Origin of the sequence: Mammaliicoccus sp. K-M42 (assembly GCF_022386375.1) — a bacterium.
Lineage (GTDB): Bacteria > Bacillota > Bacilli > Staphylococcales > Staphylococcaceae > Mammaliicoccus > Mammaliicoccus fleurettii.
Window position 1 is genome coordinate 1 of the sequence record NZ_JAJNIS010000026.1, and the last position, 20,698, is coordinate 20,698.

The 20,698-nt window shown below is 29.2% G+C and carries 18 protein-coding genes and 1 pseudogene; 12 read left to right on the plus strand and 7 right to left on the minus strand.

What is annotated here, in order from left to right; all coding sequences use genetic code 11:
• The 4 genes and pseudogenes from LQ668_RS10955 to LQ668_RS10970 form a co-directional block, all read right to left on the minus strand.
• Positions 1 to 1,435, minus strand: a pseudogene (locus LQ668_RS10955) (hypothetical protein); the annotation flags it as partial.
• Between the two features lie 116 nt (positions 1,436 to 1,551).
• A complete protein-coding gene (locus LQ668_RS10960) occupies positions 1,552 to 1,977 on the minus strand; it encodes a GNAT family N-acetyltransferase (protein ID WP_078356732.1) in 426 nt (141 codons plus the stop codon).
• A 126-nt stretch (positions 1,978 to 2,103) separates the two neighbouring features.
• Positions 2,104 to 2,580, minus strand: coding sequence for a DUF2538 family protein (locus tag LQ668_RS10965; protein WP_078356886.1), 477 nt, complete (start codon positions 2,578 to 2,580; stop codon positions 2,104 to 2,106).
• 18 nt (positions 2,581 to 2,598) lie between these two features.
• The gene (locus LQ668_RS10970; RefSeq protein ID WP_239700488.1) at positions 2,599 to 3,894 is read right to left on the minus strand and encodes an LCP family protein; all 1,296 of its coding nucleotides are present in this window, start codon (positions 3,892 to 3,894) and stop codon (positions 2,599 to 2,601) included.
• A gap of 197 nt (positions 3,895 to 4,091) precedes the next feature.
• On the opposite strand from LQ668_RS10970, the gene LQ668_RS10975 reads away from it, so the two are divergent.
• From LQ668_RS10975 to LQ668_RS10995, 5 genes are all read left to right on the plus strand, one after another.
• On the plus strand, positions 4,092 to 4,940 hold the full coding sequence (locus tag LQ668_RS10975) for a WecB/TagA/CpsF family glycosyltransferase (protein ID WP_088368990.1): 849 nt from the start codon (positions 4,092 to 4,094) through the stop codon (positions 4,938 to 4,940).
• Positions 4,941 to 5,070: 130 nt separating this feature from the next.
• Entirely contained in the window at positions 5,071 to 6,444 is a 1,374-nt protein-coding gene (locus LQ668_RS10980) for an AMP-binding protein (RefSeq protein WP_078356734.1), read from the plus strand.
• Entirely contained in the window at positions 6,426 to 7,574 is a 1,149-nt protein-coding gene (locus tag LQ668_RS10985; protein WP_239700489.1) for a thiolase family protein, read from the plus strand. The genes LQ668_RS10980 and LQ668_RS10985 overlap by 19 nt, the downstream gene beginning before the upstream one ends.
• Positions 7,537 to 7,899 carry a hypothetical protein gene (locus tag LQ668_RS10990; RefSeq protein ID WP_078356736.1) on the plus strand — a complete coding sequence of 121 codons (363 nt, stop codon included), beginning with the start codon at positions 7,537 to 7,539 and terminating at the stop codon, positions 7,897 to 7,899. Before LQ668_RS10985 ends, LQ668_RS10990 begins: the two co-directional genes overlap by 38 nt.
• 8 nt (positions 7,900 to 7,907) lie before the next feature.
• Positions 7,908 to 8,162, plus strand: a complete 255-nt coding sequence (locus tag LQ668_RS10995; protein ID WP_239700491.1) for a hypothetical protein — start codon at positions 7,908 to 7,910, stop codon at positions 8,160 to 8,162.
• A 58-nt stretch (positions 8,163 to 8,220) separates the two neighbouring features.
• Here the strand turns inward: LQ668_RS10995 and tagH are convergent, their stop codons facing one another.
• Entirely contained in the window at positions 8,221 to 9,015 is a 795-nt protein-coding gene (tagH, locus tag LQ668_RS11000; protein WP_078356738.1) for a teichoic acids export ABC transporter ATP-binding subunit TagH, read from the minus strand.
• 207 nt (positions 9,016 to 9,222) lie between these two features.
• Between tagH and LQ668_RS11005 the strand changes: the two genes are divergently transcribed.
• The 3 genes from LQ668_RS11005 to LQ668_RS11015 all read left to right on the plus strand — a co-directional run bounded on the left by LQ668_RS11005 (position 9,223) and on the right by LQ668_RS11015 (position 12,223).
• A complete protein-coding gene (locus LQ668_RS11005) occupies positions 9,223 to 10,026 on the plus strand; it encodes an ABC transporter permease (RefSeq protein WP_078356739.1) in 804 nt (267 codons plus the stop codon).
• A gap of 84 nt (positions 10,027 to 10,110) precedes the next feature.
• Positions 10,111 to 11,166 (plus strand): CDP-glycerol glycerophosphotransferase family protein, encoded by a 1,056-nt coding sequence (locus LQ668_RS11010; protein ID WP_239700493.1) that lies wholly within the window; start codon positions 10,111 to 10,113, stop codon positions 11,164 to 11,166.
• 4 nt (positions 11,167 to 11,170) lie between these two features.
• The gene (locus tag LQ668_RS11015) at positions 11,171 to 12,223 is read left to right on the plus strand and encodes a glycosyltransferase family 2 protein (RefSeq protein WP_239776029.1); all 1,053 of its coding nucleotides are present in this window, start codon (positions 11,171 to 11,173) and stop codon (positions 12,221 to 12,223) included.
• An 80-nt stretch (positions 12,224 to 12,303) separates the two neighbouring features.
• Here LQ668_RS11015 and LQ668_RS11020 read toward each other — a convergent pair whose 3' ends face one another.
• Complete coding sequence (locus LQ668_RS11020; RefSeq protein ID WP_239700497.1) at positions 12,304 to 13,446, minus strand: serine hydrolase domain-containing protein; 1,143 nt, start codon at positions 13,444 to 13,446, stop codon at positions 12,304 to 12,306.
• Between the two features lie 89 nt (positions 13,447 to 13,535).
• A complete protein-coding gene (tagD, locus tag LQ668_RS11025; protein ID WP_078356743.1) occupies positions 13,536 to 13,928 on the minus strand; it encodes a glycerol-3-phosphate cytidylyltransferase in 393 nt (130 codons plus the stop codon).
• Between the two features lie 338 nt (positions 13,929 to 14,266).
• On the opposite strand from tagD, the gene LQ668_RS11030 reads away from it, so the two are divergent.
• The 4 genes from LQ668_RS11030 (at position 14,267) to LQ668_RS11045 (ending at position 20,695) form a co-directional block, all read left to right on the plus strand.
• Positions 14,267 to 15,940 (plus strand): CDP-glycerol glycerophosphotransferase family protein, encoded by a 1,674-nt coding sequence (locus tag LQ668_RS11030; protein ID WP_078356744.1) that lies wholly within the window; start codon positions 14,267 to 14,269, stop codon positions 15,938 to 15,940.
• 14 nt (positions 15,941 to 15,954) lie between these two features.
• Positions 15,955 to 17,121, plus strand: coding sequence for a glycosyltransferase (locus LQ668_RS11035; RefSeq protein ID WP_078356745.1), 1,167 nt, complete (start codon positions 15,955 to 15,957; stop codon positions 17,119 to 17,121).
• A gap of 137 nt (positions 17,122 to 17,258) precedes the next feature.
• Positions 17,259 to 19,244: an acyltransferase family protein gene (locus tag LQ668_RS11040; RefSeq protein ID WP_239700499.1), complete on the plus strand. Its 1,986-nt coding sequence runs from the start codon at positions 17,259 to 17,261 to the stop codon at positions 19,242 to 19,244.
• Between the two features lie 167 nt (positions 19,245 to 19,411).
• Positions 19,412 to 20,695 carry a nucleotide sugar dehydrogenase gene (locus LQ668_RS11045; protein ID WP_239700503.1) on the plus strand — a complete coding sequence of 428 codons (1,284 nt, stop codon included), beginning with the start codon at positions 19,412 to 19,414 and terminating at the stop codon, positions 20,693 to 20,695.
• Positions 20,696 to 20,698 lie beyond the last annotated feature (3 nt).

Here is a 20,698-nt window from a genome sequence, read left to right on the forward strand (position 1 = left end):
CATCAACATCTTGAGAAGAAGTTTCGTCAGAATCTACAACATCTGTAGTATCTTCAGAAGTATTGTCTTCTGTATCTTGAGCAACTTCAGAACCATCTTGATCTTCAACATCTTGAGAAGCAGATTCATCAGAATCTACAACGTCAGAAGTATCTTCGGAAGTGTTGTCTTCTGTATCTTGAACACCTTTAGTATTATCTTGATCTTCAACATCTTGAGAAGTAGTTTCATCAGAATCTACAACATCTGTAGTATCTTCGGAAGTGTTGTCTTCTGTATCTTGAGCAACTTCAGAGCTATCTTGATCTTCAACATCTTGAGAAGCAGATTCATCAGAGTCAACAACGTCAGAAGTATCTTCAGAAGTACTATCTTCTGTATCTTGAACAGCTTCAGTACTATCTTGATCATCAACATCTTGAGAAGTAGTTTCACCAGAGTCTACAACGTCAGAAGTATCTTCGGAAGTGTTATCTTCTGTATCTTGAGCAACTTCAGAGCTATCTTGTTCTTCAACATCTTGAGAAGCAGATTCATCAGAATCTACAACGTCAGAAGTATCTTCAGAAGTGTTGTCTTCTGTGTCTTGAACAGTTTCAGTACTATCTTGATTTGTAACATCTTGAGAAGTAGATTCATCAGAATCTACAACGTCAGAAGTATCTTCAGAAGTGTTCTCTACTGTATCTTGAACAGCTTCAGTACTATCTTGATTTGTAACATCTTGAGAAGCAGTGTTATCAGAGTTCACATCATCTGTAGTATCTTCAGAAGTACTATCTTCTGTATCTTGAGCAACTTCAGAGCTATCTTGATCTTCAAAATCTTGAGAAGCAGTATTATCAGAATCTACAACGTCAGAAGCATCTTCAGCAGTGTTATCTTCAGTATCTTGAGCAACTTCAGAGCTATCTTGATCTTCAACATCTTGAGAAGCAGAGTTATCAGAGTTCACAACGTCTGTAGTATCTTTAGAAGTGTTATCCACTGTATCTTGCACAGCTTCAGTACTATCTTGATTTGTAACATCTTGAGAAGCAGTATTATCAGAATCTACAACATCTGTAGTATCTTCAGAAGTGTTATCTTCAGTATCTTGAACAGCTTCAGTACTATCTTGATTTGTAACATCTTGAGAAGCAGTGTTATCTGTGTTCACAACATCAGAAGTATCTTTAGAAGTATCTTCAGTTACTTTAGGCTCATCTATTATAGATGGATCCTTATATGTTTTTGTACCTGATACGTTCAAAGATTGGCTTTTTAATTCTTTTTGCTCATCTTGAATTTGACTAGCATTGTTATGTTGCTCAATGATGTTTTTGTTATCTTTGTTTGATGTTTCTTCTGCATTCACCTGATGAGAAACGAGTGTCGTACCTGCTAAAGTCATTGCTACAAGTGCAGGGGTTTTGTAATAGAATTTTTTATCCATAAACAATCTCCTTTGAATAGGTATTTTATTTAATAACATTATAAGGCTTTTTGACAGTAAAGTATGAAAATTATCTAAATTGTAATGTAACTTTAATATTTGAGATGAATAATAATTTAGCTAAAAGTCAGTTTCATATGATAGTGGGGGATGTTTTCTTCTAAAAACTCTTCGCCTTCTGTTATATATCCTAATTTTTCATAAAAACCTTTTGCATGAGATTGGCCATTTAAGACAGTACCTAAGAATCCATCTTCTTTAGCTTTTAAATTTATAAAATCCATTACTTTTTTTCCATAACCATATTTTCTGTATGGTTTTAATACGGCTACTCTTTCAACTTTAGCGTAACCGTTATGATATGTTCTATATCTTCCTACTGCAGCAGGTTCTGCTTCATGATAAAGAATAATGTGCTTAGAAATTTCTTCAAATTCATCAATTTCTGCTTCTAATGGCACACCTTGTTCCTCTACGAAAACTGTTTTTCTTATTGTTAGTGCATCTTGTTTTTCTATATCATTTTCAACTATTTTTATCATGATAGTACCTCCATTAAATTGAATGTTTTTATTATACATTATTAATGTATTTCACTCTAATTAATTAAATAACTCTCCTAATCCTGGTAATAAAATTCGGATTGGAGAGTTATATTTTTATAATTTTTAATTTTGAATTGCTGCTCTTCTTACAATCGCTGTATATTGCCAAAACAATCTAAGTTGATGGATGCTCCAATTGGTAATGCCCATTGTGTATCCACTTGGTGTGAATATTTGAATTTGGCTTGTTTCTAATGCTGCGGCAACGAGATATTGTAAGTGCACACTTAATGATTTCATTTCTTCTGTTAACCCTGTTTCAGTGTATACCCATGAGAATGGAAGGGGATTATCGAAAATGTTAATTGCATTAAATATTTCTGGAATTGCAATAATATAACAAGCACCATCTACAATTGGATCATGGTTTGCTTGATTATAATAAAGCAACAATGCTTCGTAATTTTCATGATGTTCATGATTAACATAGTATAAGTTCTTTCTAAAGTTAGATAAATCTCCAGAATGAATGATTTGATTTTCTAACGCATCAAACATTGTATTGATTTGTTCATACTTTTCATATGTTTTACGTTCAATCATAATATACCTCCTTTCCTAGTAAACATTAGGTTCTTGTTGCTGTTGTACACTAGGGTCTACTCCTGGATTAGTTTGTTCAAGAGCTTGTTGCGGTGTTTCTTGTGGTGCTTGTGGCACTTCTTGTGACGGCACTTCTTCGGTAGGTGGCTGCTCTACAGGCTGTTGTTCAATAGGCTGTTCAGTAGGTTGCTCTGTCGGCTGTTCTATTGATTCATCATTATCAGGTTTAACTGCTGGTTCAACTGTCTCTGAAGAATCGTCTGTGTTAGTTTCACCACTTTTTAGACTTTTTTTCGAAACTTCGATATATGGCATAAGATCACCATAAGCTTGAGTCATTAAATAATTCATCATTTCTGTCTTTTTAGTTTTAGGTAGTTTTAAATCTTTTCTCAGTTTGTTAGAAAGTTCTAATAAGTTATCTAAATCTGGATTATAGAAATAAACACCATTAAAGTTAGCATCTGTACCAGTTATTTGTTCTGTTTTAATTTTCACTTTGCTTGAAGAGTAAGTAGTTGCTAAGTTTTGAATATCATCAAATGTGAAATTATGTTTAGCATTTTTACCAACTATTTTAACTAAATCGTCTAGTTTATTAATTGAATTTGTTTCTTGTGCTTTTTTGATAATGGCTTTTATCATTTCCATTTGTCGTTTACCACGTTCTAAATCTGAGTCTTGTTTTCTTGAACGTACAACTGCAAGAGCTTCATCACCAGTTAAGTTTTGTTTTCCTTTTTTAACTTTAATTCTGCCTTTATCTTCTGTATTAGGTTCATTTAAACTGAATGGTACATCATATTCAATACCACCAAGCTCGTCTACAACTTCTACAAAAGCTTCCATATTAATACGTGCATAAAAGTCTACTGGCACATTTAATGTAGATTCAACACTTTCCATTGAACCTTCTGGACCATCAATAGCATGTGCATGTGTAATTTTGTCATAGTACTTAACTGCTGGTATATAACTCAAAGTATCACGTGGAATACTTACCATACGTATTTGCTTTTTGTCTCTATTAAATGTAGTGTAAATCATTGCGTCTGTACGAGACTGGCTAGCTTTTTGGCCACCTTTACGTCTAGAATCGCTATCATCAACACCTAAAAATAATACGGAAACATGATCTAAGCTTGGGTCTACTGGTTTATCTCTTAAAGATGATTTGCTTTTTTTTGAATCTAGAAATGAATCATTTATAGCACCTTTTGTTTCAAGATAAAGCATAAGGCCGAATACTACAGGTAGTATCATAAGAATCATGGACATCAAAAGTAAACCTATCTTTGCGAATCTATTCATATTATATATTTACCCTTCTATTCGTGATTTGATTTAAAATATAAATTTTTGCATATTATACATCATATACGATTATACAAGTAAAATTCAACAATTTAAATGAATTATGTGTATCGATTAACGAGTGTTGAATGTAAATTTGTTGTAAATTATGTAGAAATGGTGTAAATTATAGTGAAGAATGTGAGGTGAAACAAATGGCAAAAGTACTAGAAAAAGATTTAAGTAGCATTGGTGAACAAATTAAATTAAATAGAGAGAATTCGTTTGATGTAATTAAACCACAAACAATAAATGTACTTGGTTTGCCATTTGCAAACCTTACAAAGTACGAGATGGTCGAACGAATTAAATATTTTGTTAACCAAGAAACAAATGACAATTTATTTGTTGTTACTGCGAATCCAGAAATTGCTCATTACGCTTATAACAATAACCATTACCAAAGACGAATTAAACATGCGGATTACATTGTACCAGATGGTATCGGTATTGTTAAAGCAGCTAAATATTTGAATACACCTTTGAAAGAACGTATTCCAGGTATCGAGTTAATGGAAGAAATGTTAAATATCGCGAATGCTAGCAGCAAGAGAGTGTTCTTACTGGGATCTTCTAAAGAAGGCGTTAAAGCTACTAGAAAAATTTTAGAAGAACAATATCCTAATATAACCTTTGATCATAAGCATGGATATAAACATGTACTTGATTATAAAGTTACTAAGAAAATTAAGAAATTCGAACCTGATTTTATTTTTGCAGCAATGGGCTTTCCTAAACAAGAAGATTGGATATACTACAATCGTCATCATTTTAAACATACAGTAATGATGGGTGTAGGTGGGTCATTCGATGTTATAAGTGGTAATGTCAAACGTGCACCTAACATGTTTATTAAACTCAATTTAGAATGGTTATATAGAATTATAACTGACTTAAAACGTGTGAACCGTGCTCTTAAGATTCCATTGTTCTTAAAAGAAGTACAATTTCAAAAATCAAGTACACCTAAAAAGAATAAATATGAATATATGAAATATAAATAAATTTTAATAGAACAACTTGTTGTTGTGAGCTGATGCTTATCATGACAAGTTGTTTTTTTTGCTTTTTATTAATCAATATTGTTAACTGAATGATATAATATAGTTAACAATGCGAGAAGGTGTTCAGTTTATGAAAATTTTGGATCTAATTAAAGAACAAGTTTATTTAAAACAACAAGTCAAAGCAATTTACATAGAAAACCAATCGATATCATTTCGTGAATTATGGAATGAATCAGAAATTTTAGCTGGAAAGTTAAAGCAATATCCTGAAAATATAATGGTAGGTATTGCAATAAAGCATCCAATTCAATTTATGAAATGGTATATTGCTACTTTGATGAATAATCAAATTCCATGTGTATTTGATGTAAATTTAACAGATGAAAAAATAAAACATTTGATAGATATATATTATATTGATGTATTCATAGCAGATTCTAATACAATAAGTTATTTCAATCATTCTAATCATAACAACATATCAAACGACACTTTGCATATTGGATTTACTTCAGGTACAACTGGTACTCCTAAAGCATACATGCGCAATAATGATTCGTGGGTTAAGTCATTTAAATACAATGAGAAGTTAATGCAAGACAATACTCAAGTTATAGTAGCTCCTGGCCCTCATGCCCATTCATTGTCATTATATGCCATGGTTTATGCTTTATGTACCGGTAGAGGGTTCATTGGTCAATGTAAATTTAATGCACAATCTTTAGAAAAAGTAATGAATAAAATTAAAGAGCAAAAAACGATGTTTATTGTGCCAACGATGTTACACAGTTTACTTAATTATAAAGTTAACTTAGAGAAGGTTAATAGTGTCTTTTCATCGGGAGCCAAATTATCCAATACGATATTTCAAACTTTCAAAAAAGAATATCCACAAATAGATGTCATTGAATTTTTTGGCAGCTCAGAAGCTAGTTTTATTAGCTATAATATTAATGGGAATGCATCTATTGAATCAGTAGGTAAGTTGTTTCCGAGTGTTAAAGTTAAATTTACAAACCAAGATAAAGACAAAGTTGGTATCTTGTATGTAAAAAGTGACATGACTTTTAGTGGTTATTTAAATGATGAGAAATTTGAAGAATGGATTAAAATTGGTGATTGGGCATCCATTTCAGAACAAAATGAATTGTTTTTATATGGAAGGGAAAGTGATCGGCTAATTATTGGAGGGAAAAATATTTATCCTGAAAGTATAGAGCAAAACCTCTTAAACTCAAAAGAAATCGATGAAGCAATTATTATTAGTGAAAAACATAATAAGTTTGGAGAAATAGCTGTTTTAATATATAAAGGACAAGAAAAAATATCTTATTTGAAAGTTAAAGAATTGCTATTAGAATGTGGCTTAAGTCGATATGAAATACCATCTAAATTAATAAAAGTTAACAAAATGATATATACAACTAGTGGAAAGATAGCTAGACATAAGATGAAAATATTATACGACATAGGAGGAGAAGAATGGAACCAGTTATTGTAGCTGCGAAAAGGACACCTTTTGGTAAATATGGTGGTGTATTTAAACATTTAGAACCTGAAATATTATTGAAACCTTTATATGAATATTTATTAAACGAACATAGTAAAGCGATTGAAGATGTATCAGAAGTCGTCTTAGGTAATGTTGTAGGTAATGGAGGGAATATCTCTAGAAAATCATTGTTAGAAGCAAAATTGCCACAACATATACCAGGTGTAACTATAGATAGACAGTGCGGATCAGGAATAGAAGCTGTTACATATGCATGTCGAATGATACAAGCAAATGCTGGGGATATTTATATTGCTGGTGGTGTAGAAAGTACGAGTAGGGCACCTTGGAAAATAAAAAGACCACAATCAGTTTATGAATCCGATGTTCCAAATATTTTTGAAAGAGCTTCATTTGCACCTGATGGAGAAGACCCATCTATGATTGAAGCGGCAGAAAATGTTGCTCAAGTTTACCAAGTAACTAGAGAAGCACAAGATGATTTTGCATATAATAGTCATCAAAAGACAATTTCTGCATTAGAAAAAGGACATATATCCCATGAAATATTACCTATTAAAGTGCGAAATGAATGGGTTGATCGTGACGAAAGTATAAAGCCAAAATTGACTTTGAAAACCTTATCTCGATTGAAACCGTTAATTAAGAGTGGGACTATAACCGTTGGTAATAGTTGTATGAAAAATGATGGAGCAGTATTACTTTTAGTTATGAGTAAAGAAAAAGCAATTTCATTAGGATACGAGGAAGGATTAGAATTTGTAGACAGCGTTGTAAAAGGTGTAAATCCAAAAGTATTAGGTATCGGTCCAGTACCTGCAATGGAATCTTTACTAAAGAAACAAAATTTAGATATAGATGCAATTGATGGTATAGAATTTAATGAAGCATTTAGTTCTCAAGTATTAGCATCTAAAGAAATGTTAAATATACCTGATTATAAATTTAATATTTATGGAGGTGCATTAGCCAACGGACATCCGTATAGTGCAAGTGGAGCTCAACTTGTAACACGATTATTTCATATGAAGCATATCAATACTTCTATAGCTACAATGGGAATAGGAGGAGGTATGGGACATGCAGCATTATTCAAAAGATGGAACAGAAATAATTGATATAGTATTTAGTACAGAAGATATAAATGCATATAAATTACTTATACAAAATAATGACCGTAAAGAGACCGTACCAGTATTGTACTTAGCGAGTATTTGGCCAAAATTTCAAATGTTTGAGCAATTTTTGGAAACAGAAATATACTTAAGAGAAACGAGTATTAATAAGTATAAAGACTTAATTGTAGATACATGGTATGAAGCGGTCTTAACTAAAGAAAAAAGAACTCATGTAAAATCTTATACAATCTATCAATTTAGCTTAAAGATAAAAAAAGAAGAAGAAACATATGTAACAATCAATCAAACATTTATAGAGAAGTGAGGAACAATATGAAATATGATTTAGAAATAGTTCAAGCTTACTTAAAACTTATCAATGACGCTAATCCTATACATGATGAAATTGTTCCAGGACAGTTAGTTTGTGAATGGCTACTAAATGACCTGGTCTGGTATAAATATAAAGTTCAATATAAAAATCCAATTAAGATAAATGAACCTTTAATAAAAGAAATAATTAAAAATAAGATAGTATGTATGAATGAAGATGGAACAGTAAAGATAGTGGTGAGTAAAATAGAATAAAAATAGGCTGAGACATAAATTTGTCTCAGCCTATTTTTACTTTGGATATTATATTTAATTACTTAATATAAAAACGAGTAGAATCTAATTCATCTTTAAAAGCTTTTTTGTCTTTAGCGGATTTCTTGTTGAACTCTTTTAAGAATGATTGATATTTAGGTAATACTTCTTCATTAGAGCCAAATTCTTTTAACTTCCCGCCTTCAATCCAAGCGATTTTTGTACAAAAATCTTTAACTTGTCCAATATTATGACTAACGAAGAAAATTGTCTTTCCTGCTTCTTTAAATTCATTCATTTTATCTAAACTTTTTTTAGTGAAAGTTTGATCACCAACAGACAAGGCTTCATCTATAACTAAAATGTCAGGATTAACTGTAACATTAATCGCAAAACCTAATTTAGATTTCATACCACTTGAATATTTTTTAACTGGTTGATAGATAAATTCGCCTAACTCTGAGAATTCAATAATTTCAGGAGTTAGTTCTTTAATTTGTTTCTTAGTAAAGCCAAGTAAGAGCATTTTATATTCGATATTATCTACACCATTTAATTGCGTGTTTAAGCCTGAATTAATTGCTATAACATTCACATCACCATGACGTTCAATATCACCACCAGTGGGTTGTAAAGAGCCACCTATGATATTACTCAATGTTGATTTACCAGAACCATTAATGCCTACTAAACCTATAATATCTCCTTCATAAGCAGTGAAAGTAATATCCTGTAGTGCAAAAAATCTTTTAGTTTGATGTTTTGGTAAGAACACATCTTTCAATCTCTCTTTATTACTTCTAAAAATTTTATATTCTTTTGTTAGATTATTAATGATAACTGATTCTTTCATATGTACTTCATTCCTTATAATTATTAACAATTCTATTATGCATTATTTTAAGAGTTTAGTAAATTTATTGTAAATTTTGTTGGAATCATGTAAATTATATATGTTCTGTAATTATATGATTAACCTAAAGATAAATATATCATCTATTAGTAATTGATGCTATATTATTGATTAAGTAATAAATGTCTAAGCGAGAGAGTGATATTCATGAATGCTGTATTTACTGTGATAAAAGAGCATGTTAAAAACTTTTATCTAATACAAAGATTAGCGATGTTCCAATTAAAAATTTCAAATCATGACAACTATCTTGGTTTAGCTTGGGAAATTATAAATCCTATGCTTCAAATCTTTGTTTATTGGTTTGCGTTTGGATTTGGGATACGACAAAATGCACCAATTGATGGTGTGCCATTTATTTTATATTTATTAGTCGGTATAAGTATGTGGTTCTTCGTAAACCAAGGTGTATTAGAAGGTACTAAATCTATATCAACTAAATTTAATCAAGTAGCGAAAATGAACTTTCCATTATCTGCCATACCTGCTTATATTTTAACAAGTAAATTTTATAGTCATCTTATTCTAGTTTTAGCTATTGTTTTAATTTGTATTCCAACAGGTATCTTACCATCGATTTATATTTTACAATTGTTTATATATATGCCTTTAGTATATGCATTTGCATTCTCAGTATCAATGTTTACATCAACATTAGGTGTGCTTATACGTGATACTCAAATGGCTATGCAAGCTATTCTAAGAATGTTGTTTTATATGTCTCCGATTTTATGGATACCAGAAAAAGGTTCTATTATAGAATTGATCATGAAATTAAACCCTGTATTTTTCTTTGCGGAAGGATATAGAGCGGCAATCCTTTATGATAATTGGTACATAATCGACCATTGGCAATTGGCGCTGTATAATATATGCGTAACAGCATTATTCTTTGTTGTCGGTTCTATATTACATGTTAAATTTAGACAAAGATTTGCTGACTTTATTTAAAATAATAATCAATAAAAAAGGATTGCTCGTATGAGTAATCCTTGTTTTATAAAAAGAACTTAATTCATGTTAGGAAGTGTCAAAGTGATTAGAAATGTGATTAAACAAGTTTATCTTTCTTTATTATTCATATTTAATAAATTTTTCAAACACAATATAAAAAGTCGAAATGTTGTTGTATTTATGACTTTTAAAGAAGATGTATTACCAATTATTGAAGAACTTAAAAGAGAAGGCTACTGTATCACAATCATTGCACACCCAAAATGGCTTGAATTTGCTAACAGTTTAGAAGTTGATAAAGTGATAAATTTAAAAAATAAATATGTAGTCCAGCAACTTAAAGCAATTAAAAAAAGTAAAACAATTATTATTGATACATATTATTTATTACTTGGCAGTATTAGTAAATCAAGAGAACAATCTGTCATTCAAACTTGGCATGCTGCAGGTGCATTGAAGAACTTTGGACTTGAAGATAATAGTATAAACAAAAGCAATAAACAGCTTATAAAAAATTATTTATCTGTTTATCATTTTACAGATTACTATCTTGTTAGTTCAGATATAATGAAAAATGTTTTTATAAATAGTTTAGATGCTAAAGAAGAACAAATGTTACCGTTTGGATTACCGAGATTAGATCAATATAAAAATAAACATACATATAATGATCATTCAAAAAAAATCGCTCTATATGTTCCGACATATAGAGATTATACGAATAAGATACAAACAATTGATAAAGAAGTATTTGAAAAAATGTGTCCTGATTATGAACTCATAACTAAGTTACACCCGAGCATTACAAGTTATGATTCAGACGAAAGAAATATTCAAGAATTGGTTGAAATAGCAGATGTTATTATTACAGATTATAGTTCTCTAAGTATAGAAGCTTCATTGCTAAACAAACCTATAATATTTTATTGCTATGATGAAGAAAAATATGATGAGATGAGAGGGTTAAATAAATATTATTATGAAATGACTAAAGAAAATAAAGCATATAATTTAGAAATGCTTTATAAACTAGTTAATCGATGTAAAGTTAATGAAGCAATTAAGCCAATGTGGCATCAATATACTCATTTTGATGCGACGAAAAAACTAATTGATTTTATAAAAAAAGGAGTCTAAACCTATGGAAGTAAGTGTCATTATACCAATTTATAACGCTGAAAAAACAATAGAAGAAACGATTCGCTCTATTAAAAGTAACTATGAACATGAAATAATTTGTATTAATGATGGTTCCAAAGATTATAGTGCAGATGTTATTAGTAAAATAAACAATCCCAACATTGTTCTATTAAACAGAGAGAATAAAGGGGCAGCAGCAACAAGAAACGAAGGTATAAGTATTGCTAAAGGTAAATACATTATGTTCTGTGACGCTGATGATAAGTTAGGTGAGGGAATAATCGATAAAATGGTTAAAGCTATAAAAGAAAACGGCACAGATATTGTTGTTGGTAAAGTATCACATTTAATTGGAGAAGAAATAAGACCAATTAAAACTTACAATGATTTAAAAGCTATCGAGCATACAACATTAAATCGTACACCTGAAATCATTCAGTCAATTGGACCATATGGGAAGCTATATAAGAGTGAAATCATACGTGATATAAGGTTTGATGAAGATATAACATTTTGTGAAGAACACACTTTTAACTTTAAAGCTTGGTCGAACAGTAAAATCACAATAATAGATGATCTAGCATATTTATATAATATTGGAATTGAAGATTCTATTGTAGCAACTAGTTATAAACATATTGAAAAGTATTTAAATGATGCTACAGAAGTAAGAAAAAGATCCTTAGTTATTTTAGATGAACTAAAAGAAAAAGTAAGTAATTATTACAGTTATAGAATGGACTATTTAATCATTTATTTCTTAATCCGTAACAATTTTATGAAGGTAGAAAATTTAGATGATTTAATAAACCCAGCTACCAAATATTTAAAAGGCATAGAAAAGATTGAGACAGATAGTGTGAAAGAATTGAAAGAGCTTATATTAACAATCTCTTCAGGTGCACAATATGAAAAGTATGTAGAAGTATCTAAAGAATTGAAATTAGAGTTTAATAAAAAGACATATAGAAATTATCAAATGAAACTTTTAAAACTCAAAACAAAAATGAATTTAAGAAGTATAAAAAATAAAAGTAAGAAAATATCTCATTAGAAAAAAGAGGGTGGCTCGAACAATTAATTTGTCTGAGCTACTCTCTTTTTTAAATAAAATAAATATCTATGTTAATTCACCTATTTTTGTTTCAATTGTTGTCCCAGTATATTAGTGAATATATGTTGTGCCATCTTCTCAGTTTCTTGATTGTATGGTTCTGGTAATTTATTGCTTGCTATAGATACGATATAGCGATCATTAGAATATGTAACGATATCATTTTTATAAAAAATACCTCTATATCTTTGATAGTTTAAATAGTTATAAAAGCCGTATCTATAAGTACCTGGGTATAAATTTAAATCTCCTGTTGAAAGTAAGTTTACTGTAGATGAATGAGATAGGATACTATCAGATTTAAATTTCTTTACGAGTTTAGCCATATCATCTGTAGAAATATAAATATTACCTGCACCATCATACTTATCTAAGTTCATAGGTGGTACGTAAATATTTTGGTTATGGATAGATTTATATCCTTTAGCCATATATTTCTTATGTTCAACTGAATCATAACGTGATGTATATTTTAAATGGGCTTTGTTAAGTATTATTTCATTGAGATTTTCTTCAAATGTTTTATTAGTTGCGACTTCAATGATTTTAGCTAGGGTTATATAGTTTGCATCATTATAGTTAAATTGATGATACTGTGCAGGTAATACACCTTGTGATTTAATACTTGCTATAGCTCCGTCTAAGTTATGCATATTAGGATTTAAATTTATTTTGGCTAATCCACTTCGATGCAACATTAAATCTTTAATACTAATGGGATATTTATTTTGGAAGTTTGGTATATATTTGTTCACATTATCGTTTATATTGATTGTGCCTTTTTCTTCTAACTGGCGTAACATTAATCCGGTTATGAATTTATTGGCGGACCCGATTAAGTACATAGACTTAGAATCATTTTTTATACTATTTTCAAAATCTCTATAACCATATGCATCACTCATCACGAGTTTATTATCTTTATATATTGTGATATTTCCATTGAAATTTGATGTAGTCAAATAATCATTAACGTCTTTAAATTCAATGAAAGTTTCCTTATCAGAGTTAGCAATATTTTTATGATTTTTACTTTGATGAGAGGATGTTGTCTCTGATGTAAAAGCATCCTTTTTTTTATTAAAATCTTTAAATTGGTTAATAAACAGTATAATGATTAATCCCACAATAATACATAGGGAAAATTTGTATAAATTTTTCATGTATCTCTCCTAATGTTTTTAACATTATATTACCATAATTACTAAATTTTAACATTTATAACCATAAAAAAAGAACACAATTAAGTGTTCTATTCGGTACCATATAATTCTTTTTTAATTTGAGTTGTTGAAATACCTTCAGTTCTTTTAAGGTATATGACTTCACATTCATCTTTTAAGAAGTCAAATTCACCTTCCCAATCATGACCCATTAAGAATGTATCTACGTTATAGTTTTTAACGTCATCTGTTTTTTGTTCCCAATTATTCTCGGGAATTACAAGGTCTACATATCTTATTGACTCAAGCATCATTTTTCTTTGTTCATAATTATAGTATGATTTTTTGTTTTTAAGTTTATTAAATTCATCAGTCGATAATGCAACAATTAGATAGTCCCCATATTGTTTAGCTCTTCTTAAAAGTTCAATATGGCCATAATGTAGTAAATCATATGTTCCATAAGTAATTACTCTTTGCATTTTTTTCACCTCATTATTTTATATATCAAGCTTAATATATATGTATACCAATGTAAACTATTTGTCTACTTTGTAAATTTTATATTAAGGTATTTTAGGTTATTATTTCATCAAAATAACCATTTTACAATTCTGAAAATGGTTATAATGTATATTTATTACTTATTAGTATATTATACTAGAATATGTTGAGTTTGAGTAAAATGGGATGACCCTTTACCAAAATGAAAACTTTGCAGAAATGTTATAATTATAACAATGAAATTACTCATAAATCTTACGTGTACAGACAATGAAGTCAATTTATTGTATTAATTTAATATTATTAGAGGTGTAAAATGATTAAAATTATAGATATTCATGAGCAACCGAACTTAGAGAACTTCATAAATACGCATTGTCGGGAAGTAAGTCATATTATTTTAAAAGATAAATATACTCAAGTTAGAGAAGATATTGTAAAAAATACAGAGCTAGATGACAATTCTTATATAGTCGATTATACAAATAACGGATATTATACAAACGATAGTAGATATATGGGAAAAGCATTTATAACAATATCTGATTGGTTTAATAATGTAACGCTTCAACCAAATATTATTTTTGAAAAAGAAGATTTAAAATGGTTAATCACTAACTTTGAATGGGAAAATATTTTTGATATTACTTTAAATGCTTTAATTCATTTAGATGAAATTAAAATAGATTCTCATGTTGTATTTGATTTTTATGATCAAAACCAACCAAGTATACATGGAATAAAAGCTTTGAAAGAGCAAAATCTTGATTCAGAGTCGAAATTTTATATAAATAAATTAGCGCTGCTTAGTTCTATGAACAGTGTGTTTGAAATGAAAGAAGTCAGCTTACCGTATAATGCTAGAACGATTGACAAGATAATGCTGAAAACAAAGTTTAAATTACCAAAAAGCACCTATCAAAATTTAAATAAAAAAGCTGTACAAAAACAGTTGGAATCTATAAACATTTATGAAAAGGATAAAACAAAATTAAAGCCTTATATTGTATTTTTAGGTTTTGATTTTGGATATAGAGGTAATTCAAAGTATTTGTTTGAGTATTTAACAGAACAATATTCGAAATACACGGTATATTTTATTACCGATGATAAAAAAGGTGATCATTTTATTTCACCTAGTCATATTGAAACAAATGAAATGATAGAAAGAGCTAGTGTCGTGATACTGGAGAGTTATTTACCAGACAATATAAAACCTAATGGAACGATTATCCAATTATGGCATGGTACACCATTAAAACGGTTATTTTTAGATAGTAAAGAACCTAAACAAAATATTGATATTTTTAATTATAGAGCACGTAAGTATAATAAATTAATTAAGCAAGATTATTTTATTACTGATGTTGAATCGATTAACTATGTATTTGAATCTGCATTTCCTATGCAAGACACAAAGATAGTATCTTGTGGTTATCCTAGGAATCAATATTTATTGGAATATAAAAGGGATATGAATGAAATCGAAAGTATTAAACAACTTTTAAATTTAAATAAAGAGAAAAAAACGATTCTATATACGCCAACATGGAGAGATAATAATGATGAAGAATTTTTACTTGAATTTCCTGAAGAAATAAAGTCGAAATATAATATCATCTATAAATATCATGAAGAAGATCATTCTAATAAACATAAGAATTATATTGATACAGCTCAATTTGAAACGCAACAACTTATATTAGTATCCGATATTATAATTAGCGATTATTCATCTATTATATTTGATGCGTTAACGATTGATAAAAAGGTATACTTATATACACCAGACTATAAAGTTTATGACTACAATAGAGGTTTATATAAACATATTTATGAATTAGTAAACGAGAATCAATACTTTGAAAAAGAGGCTTTATTTAAAGCAATATTGAGTGGAGAATATTACGACATTAACGAAAAATTTATTAATAAAAATAATGAATCATACGAAACTATCACAAGTTTGATAGATGAGTCCATGATCTGAAATAGGTGATTATTATGAAATCTTTTACATTTTTAGTTCACAATATATATCATATGGGTGGTACAACTAAATCAATTTCTAATTTGGCAAATATTTTAAGTGAAAAAGGACATAAAGTAAAAATTATTTCAGTTTTCAAAGCAAATCAAAAACCTTATTTTGATTTGCATGAAAAAATTGAAATCAAACCAATTATAGAGTATAACAAAACAGTTAAAGGTTTAACTAATATATTTATGAATAGATTGAATAAATTCACACCTTTACTTAAACCGAAAATAATACATCCGTCTGAGCCAGGGTTACATCAGTTTTCAAGTTATATAGAGAAACAAATTATTCGAGAAATTAAAAATGTTCATACAGATATAATTGTAGGTACACGCGCAAGCTATAATATACTTGTTGCAGATTATGGTCCAAGTGATGTCTTAAAAATAGGTATGGAACATATGTATTTACATGCGCATAATGAACAATATCAAAAAAGCATTCTTGAATCTTATAATAAGCTAGATTTGGTAACAACCTTGACGAATGAAGATAAAATGGATTATCAGCAAGGACTGTCAGAAACCAAGGTTATAATAGTACCTAATATTCTTAAAGAAACTAAATATGATATTGCAAAGCAAAATGTTATTACTGCTGCTGGTCGTTTTGAACAAGAAAAAGGTTTTGATTTACTGATTGAAAGTATTAACCATATACAAGAAACTATGAGGAAATACGACTATCAACTTGAAATATACGGTGATGGCCAAGAAAAAGAACATTATAAAAAAATGATACAACAATATGGTATAAGTGATATCGTTCAATTGAAACCAACTACAAATCAACTATCTAAAATTTTAGCATCTAGTAAAATTACCGCAGTTCCATCTAGAGTTGAAGGATTTGGATTAGTCATTTTAGAAGCGATGTATCAAAGTAATATTGTGGTGAGTTATAAAGGTTGCTATGGACCAGAATTTTTAATAGATAATAAAGTTAACGGTTATCTAATAGAACAGCAAGATATAAAGCGTTATGGCAATCAATTGGCATATATTATTGAAAACTATAATAGTGATGAAATACAGAATATTATAAGTTATGGTGAACAAAGAAGTGCCCATTTTGAAGGTGACACAATATATCATCAATTTATTAAAAACATAAATCTGCATATGAAATAGTAGAATCCCTAACAATTCAATTGTTAGGGATTCTTTAATTACGTATTAAGATATTGTAAATATTATATATTTATCTTTCTAATGAATATCTAGATAGATATACTAACATTTGTATAATATTAAAAGGAGTTTTTCATATGCAGACACAACCAATCAATATAGAGAGGAAATTTAGACCTGAAATCGAGGGTTTAAGAGTCATTGCAGCATTGCTAGTAGCAATTTATCATATATGGTTTGGAAAGGTATCAGGAGGCGTAGATGTATTCTTCGTTGTTTCAGGATTTCTTATAACGACATCAATCATATCTAGATACAATCGGGAAGGATCATTTAAATTTTTACCTTACATAACAGGATTAATTAAACGATTATTTCCATCAGTTATCACAGTATTACTTACAACGGTCGTATTAAGCTTTTTCTTATTGCCTGAATCGATATTAGGTAAAACTATAAAAGAAATTATAGCTTCATTGTTTTACTATCAAAATTGGCAACTCGCTTTATCGAGTACTGATTACTTAAATAAAGATCAAATGAAGACACCAGTAGAACATTTCTGGGCAATGTCTATACAAGGACAATTTTATATTATTTGGTTCTTATTATTTAGTTTGATTTTTGTGATATATAAAAAGAAAACAAACTTGAAAATCGTAAATATAATGAATTTATTCTTAGGTACTTTATTTATTGTATCTTTTATTTATTCAATATATTTAACAAATGTAAATCAACCATGGGCATATTTCCATACATTAACTAGAGTTTGGGAGTTTTCATTAGGTGGGTTATTAGCAATTAATTTATCTAAAATAAAAATATCCAGTGTAGTAGCTAGCATTATAGGTTGGTTAGGTCTAATTGGTTTGATCTTAACAGGTGTTATTTTCAATGTATCAACAATGTTTCCGGGATATATTGCATTATGGCCAATGCTTTGTGCAGTATTTATTTTAGTATCTGGAAACCACGAAACAAAGCTTGGTGTTAAGAAATTTCTAGGTTCTTCCTTTATGGTAAAAGTAGGTGGATTATCATTTGGGTTATACTTGTGGCACTGGGTAATACTTTCATTCTATCAATATCATAACAACGAAAAACCAGGTATTATTTTAGGAATATGTATGATTTTACTTTCTTGGTTATTATCACACTTAATGACAAAATATATTGAAAAGCCAATTCGAACAGCATCTTCAGATAAAATTTCATTTAAAAAGTTAGGGATTGGTTTAGTAATTAATTTAATAGCTGTGGCAGCATTATATTTCATTGTATTTAATAATCCATTAGAAAAAGATAAAGTTGCATTAAGTGAGGACTATCCTGGTGCAATGGCTGCAGAAAAACAAGTTAAAGTAAATGATGATGTAGATGTGATACCAGAATTTTCGAAAATTAGAAATGAATCTCCTGATTCTACTAGAGACAAAGTACATCAAAAAATAGGGGAGTCAAAAGTTTTAGTTGGAGAATATGGTAAGAAAGAAGATTATGATAAGACAATTGCACTAGTTGGAAGCTCTCATGCACAACATTGGCTTGGTGCATTACAAACCGCTGCTAAAGAAGGTAATTACAGAGTCTTAAACATGACGAAAAGTGGTTGTGTATTGACAACTAAAGATAGTGAGCAAGATTGTACAGAATGGAATAAAAACTTAATCAAAGAAATTGAAAAGCAAGATATAGATTTAGTTGTAACAACAGCAGATTCAAGTACAGATATAAATGGTAAAATAGATCCATTACAAATTAAACAATTTGAGAATATCACTTCAACTAAGACACCAATAATGGCAATAAGAGATAATCCACGGTATGAATTTAATGTTCCAGAGACATTAGATAAATTTGGTGAAAAAGAAACAATCAATAAAATGAATGCCAAACAACGCTTACCAAAAGAGGATAAATGGAGTCAACTTGAAGAAAAGCCGAAGAATACAAAATATGTTGATTATACAAAGTACTTTAAAGAAAATGGCAAATTTGTACCGGTTATAGGAAATGTAATTGTTTATATGGATAAAGGACATATATCAAATAGTTATTCAAAAACATTCGGACCTAGATTAAAAACTGATATTGAAAAATATTTAAAAGAACTCAATTAATTTTGAGTTCTTTTTATTATTAAGCAAATGTAAACTATGATAAAAGAATGTAAACCCTTCCTTAAGTATCTGTTAAACAACTGTTTATTGCTTTAATAATAGTTACAATATAATTAATATTACATAAGTAATAGCTTAACAATTAATTATTAAAGGATGGATATAATATGAAATTAACTACTATTGGTTTAGGATACATCGGATTGCCAACCTCAATTATGTTTGCGAAACACGGCGTAGATGTTGTGGGTGTAGATATAAATAAAGAAGCAGTGAATAAATTAAATAACGGTCAAATTCATATAGAAGAACCTGGCTTACAAGATGCTTATGAAGAAGTATTATCTAAAAATAAATTTAAAGCTAGTTTAAAACCTGAAAAAGCAGATGCTTTTATAATTGCAGTGCCTACTCCAAATAATGATGATCAATATGAATCATGTGATATTTCATTAGTAATGGGAGCAGTTGAATCAATCGTTCCATTTTTAGAAAAAGGAAATACTGTTATTGTTGAATCTACAATAGCACCTAGAACAACGGATGATCACGTTAAACCTTATCTTGAAAGCCAAGGCTTTGAAATTGGTAAAGATATTTTCCTAGTACATTGTCCTGAAAGAGTATTACCAGGAAAGATATTACATGAATTAATTCATAACAATAGAATTATTGGTGGTATCACGCCGGAATGTGTTGAAGCAGGTAAAAAAGTATATGGCACATTTGTACAAGGTGAAATGATTGAAACTAATGCTAAAACTGCTGAGATGAGTAAACTAATGGAAAATACTTATAGAGATTTAAATATAGCATTAGCAAATGAACTCGCTATGGTATGTAATCATTTAGATATTAATGTATTAGAAGTGATTAAAATGGCGAACAAACATCCTCGTGTTAATATTCATTTGCCAGGACCAGGGGTTGGTGGACACTGTTTAGCAGTGGATCCATACTTTATTATTGCAAAAGATCCAGAAACTACACCGTTAATTCAAGAGGGCAGACGTATTAATCGTTCAATGCCACAATATGTCATTGAAGAATCTAAAAAAATATTAAAAGAATTAGGTGGCAACAAGATTACAGTATTCGGCTTAACTTACAAAGGCGATGTAGATGATGTAAGAGAATCACCTGCTTTTGATATTTATAATGATTTGAGAAAAGAAGATGGTCTTATAGTAGAAACATATGATCCACATGTTGAATTAGGCTTTGTTGAGAAAGATATTAAAAAGGCAGTTGAAGATGCATCATTAGTATTAATACTAAGCGATCATTCTGAGTTTAAAACATTAACTGATCAAGACTTTGAAGGTATGAAAAATAAAATCATATTTGATACTAAAAATGTTGTTCAATCTAAATTTGAACAAGTTAAATATTATAATTACGGCAATTTATATACATTCGGAAAAGAAATTGCATATTCATTTAATAAGTAAAGA

Excerpts from the sequence above, each read along its gene's own strand:
- LQ668_RS10960 (WP_078356732.1), bottom strand. The coding sequence starts at position 1,977 with ATGATAAAAATAGTTGAAAATGATATAGAAAAACAAGATGCACTAACA.
- LQ668_RS10970 (WP_239700488.1), bottom strand. The coding sequence starts at position 3,894 with ATGAATAGATTCGCAAAGATAGGTTTACTTTTGATGTCCATGATTCTT.
- LQ668_RS10975 (WP_088368990.1), top strand. The coding sequence starts at position 4,092 with ATGGCAAAAGTACTAGAAAAAGATTTAAGTAGCATTGGTGAACAAATT.
- LQ668_RS10980 (WP_078356734.1), top strand. The coding sequence starts at position 5,071 with ATGAAAATTTTGGATCTAATTAAAGAACAAGTTTATTTAAAACAACAA.
- LQ668_RS10985 (WP_239700489.1), top strand. The coding sequence starts at position 6,426 with ATGGAACCAGTTATTGTAGCTGCGAAAAGGACACCTTTTGGTAAATAT.
- LQ668_RS10990 (WP_078356736.1), top strand. The coding sequence starts at position 7,537 with ATGCAGCATTATTCAAAAGATGGAACAGAAATAATTGATATAGTATTT.
- LQ668_RS10995 (WP_239700491.1), top strand. The coding sequence starts at position 7,908 with ATGAAATATGATTTAGAAATAGTTCAAGCTTACTTAAAACTTATCAAT.
- tagH (WP_078356738.1), bottom strand. The coding sequence starts at position 9,015 with ATGAAAGAATCAGTTATCATTAATAATCTAACAAAAGAATATAAAATT.
- LQ668_RS11005 (WP_078356739.1), top strand. The coding sequence starts at position 9,223 with ATGAATGCTGTATTTACTGTGATAAAAGAGCATGTTAAAAACTTTTAT.
- LQ668_RS11015 (WP_239776029.1), top strand. The coding sequence starts at position 11,171 with ATGGAAGTAAGTGTCATTATACCAATTTATAACGCTGAAAAAACAATA.
- LQ668_RS11020 (WP_239700497.1), bottom strand. The coding sequence starts at position 13,446 with ATGAAAAATTTATACAAATTTTCCCTATGTATTATTGTGGGATTAATC.
- tagD (WP_078356743.1), bottom strand. The coding sequence starts at position 13,928 with ATGCAAAGAGTAATTACTTATGGAACATATGATTTACTACATTATGGC.
- LQ668_RS11030 (WP_078356744.1), top strand. The coding sequence starts at position 14,267 with ATGATTAAAATTATAGATATTCATGAGCAACCGAACTTAGAGAACTTC.
- LQ668_RS11035 (WP_078356745.1), top strand. The coding sequence starts at position 15,955 with ATGAAATCTTTTACATTTTTAGTTCACAATATATATCATATGGGTGGT.
- LQ668_RS11040 (WP_239700499.1), top strand. The coding sequence starts at position 17,259 with ATGCAGACACAACCAATCAATATAGAGAGGAAATTTAGACCTGAAATC.
- LQ668_RS11045 (WP_239700503.1), top strand. The coding sequence starts at position 19,412 with ATGAAATTAACTACTATTGGTTTAGGATACATCGGATTGCCAACCTCA.